General features: G+C 36.1%; 5 protein-coding genes and 1 riboswitch. All 5 genes read right to left on the reverse strand.

Annotated elements, in window-relative coordinates:
- Positions 1 to 158: 158 nt before the first annotated feature.
- Entirely contained in the window at positions 159 to 2,993 is a 2,835-nt protein-coding gene (locus AC07XN_RS22015) for a TonB-dependent receptor (RefSeq protein ID WP_494744610.1), read from the reverse strand.
- A gap of 97 nt (positions 2,994 to 3,090) precedes the next feature.
- Positions 3,091 to 4,398: a peroxiredoxin family protein gene (locus AC07XN_RS22020; protein ID WP_494744611.1), complete on the reverse strand. Its 1,308-nt coding sequence runs from the start codon at positions 4,396 to 4,398 to the stop codon at positions 3,091 to 3,093.
- Positions 4,399 to 4,610: 212 nt separating this feature from the next.
- Positions 4,611 to 5,555: a cytochrome-c peroxidase gene (locus AC07XN_RS22025; protein WP_494744612.1), complete on the reverse strand. Its 945-nt coding sequence runs from the start codon at positions 5,553 to 5,555 to the stop codon at positions 4,611 to 4,613.
- Positions 5,556 to 5,695: 140 nt separating this feature from the next.
- Complete coding sequence (locus AC07XN_RS22030; RefSeq protein ID WP_494744613.1) at positions 5,696 to 6,331, reverse strand: YceI family protein; 636 nt, start codon at positions 6,329 to 6,331, stop codon at positions 5,696 to 5,698.
- A 58-nt stretch (positions 6,332 to 6,389) separates the two neighbouring features.
- The gene (locus AC07XN_RS22035; protein ID WP_494744614.1) at positions 6,390 to 7,673 is read right to left on the reverse strand and encodes a peroxiredoxin family protein; all 1,284 of its coding nucleotides are present in this window, start codon (positions 7,671 to 7,673) and stop codon (positions 6,390 to 6,392) included.
- 185 nt (positions 7,674 to 7,858) lie between these two features.
- A riboswitch (SAM riboswitch) is annotated at positions 7,859 to 7,955 on the reverse strand.
- Positions 7,956 to 8,070 lie beyond the last annotated feature (115 nt).

Below are 8,070 nucleotides of genomic sequence, written 5' to 3' on the forward strand. Positions count from 1 at the left end.
TTTACAGAATAAGAATAGCCATTCACAATATCTTGTGGACAAATTTTGCCCAAAATTCGGGATGACTCATGTTTAATTGATAGTTCCGCTATGAGCACAATGATAGATGCTCAAATTGAGAAAGTCCTTGTTTTTAGCAAGGGCTTTCTCAAAAAAAGTTAGAAGTTAAAGGTTAATCTGCCATAATAAAATGCTCCATTAAAACCGAATTGCTGTCCGCCCGAAGTACCCCAAGGTACTGTTCCCGTTTGGTTATTCGCAATGCTCAGTTGGTCTGGATATACATCAAAAATGTTATTTGACCCTAAGGTGATTCCTACAGACTTATTTAATTGATAATTCAATGAAACATCTGTGGTGGTCTTCGGACTAAAAACTTGGTCTCTTCCACCTGTTGTACTATTCAAATTGCTTTGAGTGGTATAAAAAGTATATTCACCAAAGCGAGTTACTACCACATTAGGCGTCAAACGTCCTATCGTATAGCCAGCCAATAAAACTATTTTACTTTGTGGCGTACCTCTTTCATAACGTCCTCTTTGTTGGCGGTCAAAGAAAATACGTTCTGATAGATACTGCCTAACATCCTCAGTACCCGACGACGTTAATCCACTTGGCACATGCACATTTGTTACTTCGGTATGAGTGAAATTACCCGCTAATGATAAATTAAGCGCTCCTGCTCCTACTTTGTTACGATAGGCTAATACCACATCGATACCTCGTGTACGGGTATCAATGGCATTTGCAAAAAATTGAGCCGCATTTACATCAGGATAATTAGCCAGCAAGTTTTTAACTAACTGTGCCGCCCCCTTAATCGTAGCATCGCTATTAGTGATTGAACTAAAATCAAAAGTACCCGTAAGCGTAATACGGTCTTTGATATTAATTTGATAAGCATCAACCGTAGCCGTAAAATGGCTAGCGATACGGCTAGTAAGACCAAGGCTAAAGTTATTAGAAGTTTCCGCCTTTAGGTTAGGAATTCCAAAAGACCTTGTAACATTATTATCATTGTTTGATACCAGTGATAGAATCAAACTGCCATCGGCCTGCGGAATAGAGGTAGTCGCTGAATAATATTTTTGCTGTAATGATGGAGCCCTAAAACCTGTACTTACGGCCCCTCTCAATGAAAGACTTTCTAGGATACTATTTTTATCATCAATCAATTTTATTGAAGTAGATGTTTTCCAAGTTAATTGGTCACCAAAATCACTATATTTTTCATAGCGTAAAGCACCTGTCAATAAAAATCTATCTGAAATTTCTGCTTCTACATCTCCATACAACCCTATACTATGGCGATACTGATTTTGTGCATCTGCAGGTTGATACCCAGGAAATACCTGTGCTCCTGCTGGTCTTACCCCTTTGGTTTTCCCCCCTACAGTACTGATGTAAGTAGTATCACCATAGTTTTTGTAAGACTTTTCTTCTCCTGCAATAATTTGATAGTTTTCTAAACGGTATTCTGCTCCAAAAGCTACGTTAAATGCTTTAATGGCTGAATTTTCAAAACGTTGAGTAAGACCAATATTGGTAGTATTCTGATTGAAAACCAATGCCCCACTATTGAACTTAGTAGGGCTTGATGTACCAATAGAGGCATTAATTGTATTCTGAACGGTATAATCTATTCTGTTGTGCCCAGAAGTATTACTAAAGTCAATATTCCAACCATTGGCTTTGCCTTTGATTCCCGCCGTAAAAGAGCCATCGACTAAACGTGCGGCATTTTCTCCTAAAAAACCTGTTGGATAAATCGTTGGGAAATAACGGCTTGAAACACTGTTAATTGTAGTCGTTCCATTTGGAAAACGATAGGCATTGTTTGCACTAATACTGTATTTTGAAGAAATTCCACCAAAAGCATACAACTCTACATCATTTCCCAAAGGCAAAGATGCATTGACAAATAAGCTGGCATTTTCTTGTTTACCATTCCCACTTTTCGCAGAACTATACCTATCAACAGACTTTTCTTTGGCATCTACTATTTCAGAACTTGTACCAACAGCATAAGGAAACCAGTACAATTTAGCTCCCGTTAAGCGGTTATTATATTCATAAAAACCTGAACGGTCGGTGGCATCTCGGTTATTAATTTGCCCAGATATGTTGATGAAGCCTTTTTCACCCAAGCGGAAACCATAATTTACGCCTGTCAATAAAGTAAAGCCATCTTTTTTATTACGATAGCTAGTATTGTATTCACCAGTTGTAATCGTCACTTGACCTTGGTCTACACTCGATTTTAGTACAATATTTATTACTCCCGCAATCGCATCTGAACCATATTGTGCAGCCGCTCCATCACGCAATACTTCTATTCTTTCAATAGCAGAAACAGGAATGGCATCTAAATCTGAGGATGAGGCTCCTTGAGCGGGCGTACCTAATACGTTCACTAATGCACTAGTATGACGACGCTTCCCATTTACTAAAATTAAGGTTTGGTCTGGCGCTACTCCCCTTAAAGCTAGTGGATTGATATGAGCTGAACCATCGCCACCCGTTTGTCTATTCGAGTTGACAGAAGGCGCAATAAAACTTAGTATTTGTGATAAATCTGTTCTACCTGTAGCAACAATTTCTTTGCTAGTAATTACATCCACTGGAACAGGTGTTTCGATATTGGTCCGAGCTTGGTTTGAACGAGAACCAATTACAACTACTTCACTAAGACCTTGCTGGTCAGCATTTAGCTTGATTGTCAACTGATTTTGACTACCAACTTTAATATTTTGTGTAGTAAATCCTACAAAAGAAACTATTAGTACATCTCCCGTTCTTGCTGAAATATTAAAATTTCCATCAAAATTGGAAGTAGTACCCGATTGTGTACCTTTTATTAGAATAGACGCTCCTGCTAATGGACTGTTATCTTTTGCATCAATTATTTTACCTGTGATATTATTACGTTGTTGTGCTACAACTGAGCCATATACGAAGATTAGGCTGAATAAAATAAGTATTTTTTGTTTCATTAGGGAAGGGATTAAGATGGAAAGGTTAAAACAGTCGTAATACTCATGGCAAGGTATTACGAACTGTCTTGGAGGTATGTTAGTTAATTGATGAAGCTTATTTCAAACTGGCAGTAGTAATATTTGCCTTTTCATAAGGATTAGGCTCGGCTATTAATCCGTCTAATACCTTATTGAATTTTTTGGTATAATCTTTAAAGTATTTACCTGTTACTTCACCCGTATAGCCTGTATAAATTTCACGAACATCTCCTTTTCTATCAATAATGATAGTGGTAGGAAAAGCCGCCATTCTATTCAACGCAGCGAGTTTTTCGGTAGCTACTTTTTTATCTGCAATACCTCCGAAAAGGATATCATATTCGATTCCAAAGAAATCTCTAAGTTTGCCTAAGGTATATTTGGCATATTCTAAATCATCTTTTTGCTCAAATCCTATGGCTATTGCTTCTACACCTCGTTGTTTATTGGCTTTGAACCAAGGAGCTAGAAAGCGAGTTTGGTCAGTACAATTAGGACACCATGTTCCTATTATTTCTACGATTACTACCTTGCCCTTATACTTATCATCACTCAGTGATACTTGTTTGCCTGTTAAATCAGGGAACGTGAAGTCTAGTTTTTTATAGCCTTCTTTCAAGAATGTGAGCTTATAAGGGTCTGGCAATGAAGCATTTTTATCTTTTGTGGCTTCAAATTTTTGGGTAATATAAATTCCAAAACTAATTTCACCATCACTTATGGTTGTTAAATCATCATTAATTTTGCCTTTGATAGCTACTGGACTTGGCCCTGTAAACCCTGAAAGATGGAATTCATTTCCCTGAATAGTTCCTTCAAGTTCACGGGTATCACCCACTACCGTCATCAAAACGCCTGTTAGTTTATTGCCTTTTTGTTCTAATTGAGCAATAGAATTGGCAGCATTAGGGTCTTTACTAATGATTTTCACATTCCATTTCCCTGTAACATTCGTTACGGGTTTTAAATCTTTTCCGGGTTCTACAAAACGATAAGTTTTACCAAACTCAGCCACAAAGGGTAAAGAGTTCCCTCTGAAATTAGGAACAAGGCTTTTATAAACGCCTCTGAAAGTGCCTTGCTCGTCAATTTTACCAATCAAAGCGGCATCGTAGGTATTCATTTTTACAAAAATACTATCGCCAGATATAGCCTTTACTTTGAAGTCATCTCGTCGACTTCCGTTCAATAAAGTCAGCGTTGATGATTCTATGGTCTTTCCTTTTATTTCAAAATTAAAAGGGACTCTAGTTTCATTTACCTGAAACTCTCCTCGCCATTTGCCTTCTTTTAAAGTAGGTTTTTCAACAGCAAAGGATGTGCTTGTCAATGAGAGTGTTAACAATGAAACATTGCACACTCCTTTTATAAAATTATTTTTCATGATTTTTTGTGTTAATCGTCCATCAAGATTTTGATGGACGAAGCTTTGTTGAAGATGATTAACTAAAATAAATTGATAAGCATCGGTCATAATAGACCAAATGAAACTTAACGAGCCTCACCATAGTATTAGGTTTAAATTGTTAAAGGATATAAAAAATAGAGCAATAAAAGGGTATACGTTTGGTTTAAGATAATTAGCTGTAATGCCGTCTATTTCTTTAAGAATCGGTCATCGGTCAGTGCTTTTAGAAAAGCCTCTAACTCCGTTATTTCTGTTTTACTTAGTCCCAAGGGGGTACTAAGGGATAAGTCCCTATTAAGTCCATTCTTCACAAAAGCATCAGGCTGGTTGTAATATTCTATTACTTCTTTTAAAGTCTTGAATACCCCATTGTGCATATACGGCGGTGTTATGGCTACATTTCGTAGGCCTGGGACTTTAAAATGCCCTAGATGACTAGAATCTTTCGTGATTTTATACCGCCCTACATCATTGAGCTTTTGCCCATCGAATAACCCTATATTTTTAAATCTATCCGCAGTAAAGTCTTCTCCTGCATGACAATTGGCACAATTAGCTTTACCAATAAACAGCAGGCGTCCTCTAATAGCCTCTGGACTCATGGCATTATCATCCCCATTGATATAACGGTCATAAGGAGTATTGGCAGTTTCTAAGGTTTTTTGATACGCCGCCAAAGCATCTCCCAAGAGCTTTTCTGTGGCTTGTGATTTATAAATTTTCTTGAACGCTCTACTATATACTTTATCTTCATTCAATCTCGATAAGGCCTGAACTATCGGAAGATTCATTTCTGTTGTTGATATAATCGGTTGAATAGCTTGCTCTTCTAAGGAATTGGAACGACCATCCCAAAACAAATGTATTCTACCAGCCAAGTTCATCGCAGAAGGTGTATTTCTGTCAGTCAAAATGCCGTCAACACCTACACTGAATTGCGTTGTATCAGCAAAAGCAAGTGCTGGTTTGTGACATGAGGCACAGCTTAATGTTTTTTTAGAAGATAATATCGGGTCAAAAAAAAGTTTTTCTCCGAGCGCTATTTTATTAGTAGGTTCATTTTCTTGCATCTGATACTGAAAACTCATCAATACAATACAAGCTACCGAGAGTATGCAGAAGCATTTTTTCATAATGGTAATTTATAGAAGAAATATAAAATCAGGAGAATTTAGAGGTGTTTTCTTATTACATTAAATATGTCTACACCTCTAAATTTTTCTAAAAGCATTTCAACACGCTATCTATCTGCCCATATCTAACGTATAAATACTTATTTTCCAGTAGCTTTAGCGGCTACATTGCCTGCTTGAGCCACCAAATTAACGTCTAACTCGAAGTCATTTTCAATAGCTTTGTCACCCAAGTTTTCAAAGAAGTTTTTTGAACGAAACTTAATGTCATACTTAGTACGGTCTACCAAAATTTTCGCTTGAGCTGTCGTTTTGTTTTTCTCTACTTTTACGATAGCTGGAAACTTCACATCATTCGTAATCCCTTTGATGGTAAGTTTGCCTGATATTTCATAGTTTTCACCTCCTTTCGCTGTGACAGCCGTTGTCACAAATTTAGCTTTAGGGAATTTTTCAACGCTAAAAAAATCATCAGCTTTTAGATGTCCCACTAATTTGGCATTATAATCTTTATCAGTTAAGTCCGTTACTGTCAACGACGTTAAGTCTATATCAAAAGAGCCACTTTTCAGTTTGTTATTTGAAATAACCAAATTACCTGCACTCAATGAAATGTTTCCTGTATGTGCCCCAGTTACTTTCTTGCCAGTCCATACTAATTTACTAGCCTGATTATCAACGGTGTATGTTACATCACTACCTTTATTATCATTTGTTGCTTTTGCACTGATTGCGAAAGTCAAAACACTTGTCAGAATTAGAACGATTTTTTTCATGTGAATAATTGAATTTGAGATTATATTATTTGATTAAATACCGAGTTTATTATTTGTATTATTTATTTAAAGCTACTTCTGAGGCAGGAACAGGTTCAGCAATAAGTTTATCTAATTCTTTGTTCCATTTTTTCACATACTGTTTAAAGTATTTTCCTGTTACTTCGCCCGTATATCCTGTATGGATTTGTTTTACTTTGCCATCTCTCCCGATGATAATGGTAGTAGGAAAAGCTATCATTTTATTTAAAGCTGCAAATTTTTCTGAAGCAACTTTTTTATCAGCAATCCCCCCAAACAAAATATCATATTGGATGTCGTACTTATCTCTTAGTTTTCCTAATGTATATTTTGCATAAGCTAAATCATCTTTCTGTTCAAAACCCACTGCGATGGCCTCTACGCCACGGTTTTTATTAGCCTTGAACCAAGGTGAAAGAAATTGAGTTTGGTCTGTACAGTTTGGACACCAAGTACCGATAATTTCTACAATAACCACTTTCCCTTTATATTTTTCATCGCTCAGTGATACTTGTTTCCCATTCAAGTCAGGCAAGGTGAAATCTAGTTTTTCATATCCTTCTTTTAAATACGTTAACGTATATGCATCAGGCAATTCTGCATTTTTATCTTTTACCCCTTCAAATTTTACGTTGTTGTAAATACCCAAGCCCACTTCTCCAGTAATACTTTTATCAGGATTAATTTTTCCACGAATTAACCAAGGGCTTGGTCCTGAAAAACCTGTCAGTGTAAATTCATCTCCTTGTACGATACCTTCTAATTCTCGTGTATCGCCAGTTACTTTCAAAAATACACCTTTTAGTTTATTCCCTTTTTGTTCAAAAACCGCCACTTGGTCAGCTACGGGCTCTTTGCTGATAATTTTAATAGCCCATTTCCCCGACAAATTATGGTTTGCCTGAATCTCTTTAGCAGGTTCTACAAAACGATACGTTTTGCCAGATTCTGCCGTAAATGGAAGGAAATTTCCTTTAAAATTTGGAACAAGACTTTTATAAACTCCTGACAAGGTGCCATCATCATTTATTTTTGCTACTAAGGCAGCATCATAAGTATTCATTTTGATAAATACTGAATCATTCGCAATTTGCTTTATATGAAAATCGTCTCTACGTGAGCCATTTAACAACGTGAACGTTGCGTGTTCAGCATCTTTTCCTTTAACTTCAAAATTAAAGGGTACTTGTACCTCGTTCACTTTAAATTCACCACGCCATTGGCCTTCTTTAATAAATTTGGTTTGTGCTTCGGCAACATTGAATGCCAGTGAACCTATTGTTAAATAGGTGAGTGATAAAAATTGCTTCGTAGTTTTCATTTGTTTTAGTTTATTAATTATCCTATTAAATATATAGATTTAGTATATTATATATTCAAACAATTATTTTTGATGAAAAGTAGTCATCAAATACTAAACATTTTGGATTGATAATGGCAATGAGGCAAACTCACATCCACATCAATGAATGTTAACTCATGATAAAAAAAACTGATTGTATGTACGATTTATCGTTAGAATTAGGATGGGGCACCTTGTTGGTGGCTAACAGGTTGCCAGAAGATCATCGAGCCTACTCTCTCCCTTCGTTCTTTATAAATCTATTTATTCTATGGACAAAGTTAATTAATTTAATTTGACAAAAACAAATCTTTATTTAAAAAAATGCAAAAAAGTATTTTTTATCATTTCAAAAACACTGAAAATACTTATAGCC

The sequence above is a fragment of the Arcicella sp. GW458-12-2-14-TSB2 genome, assembly GCF_059423785.1.

What these genes read in the sequence shown, in the direction of transcription:
- AC07XN_RS22015 (WP_494744610.1), bottom strand. Translation starts at nt 2,993, where the DNA reads ATGAAACAAAAAATACTTATTTTATTCAGCCTAATCTTCGTATATGGC.
- AC07XN_RS22030 (WP_494744613.1), bottom strand. Translation starts at nt 6,331, where the DNA reads ATGAAAAAAATCGTTCTAATTCTGACAAGTGTTTTGACTTTCGCAATC.
- AC07XN_RS22035 (WP_494744614.1), bottom strand. Translation starts at nt 7,673, where the DNA reads ATGAAAACTACGAAGCAATTTTTATCACTCACCTATTTAACAATAGGT.
- AC07XN_RS22020 (WP_494744611.1), bottom strand. Translation starts at nt 4,398, where the DNA reads ATGAAAAATAATTTTATAAAAGGAGTGTGCAATGTTTCATTGTTAACA.
- AC07XN_RS22025 (WP_494744612.1), bottom strand. Translation starts at nt 5,555, where the DNA reads ATGAAAAAATGCTTCTGCATACTCTCGGTAGCTTGTATTGTATTGATG.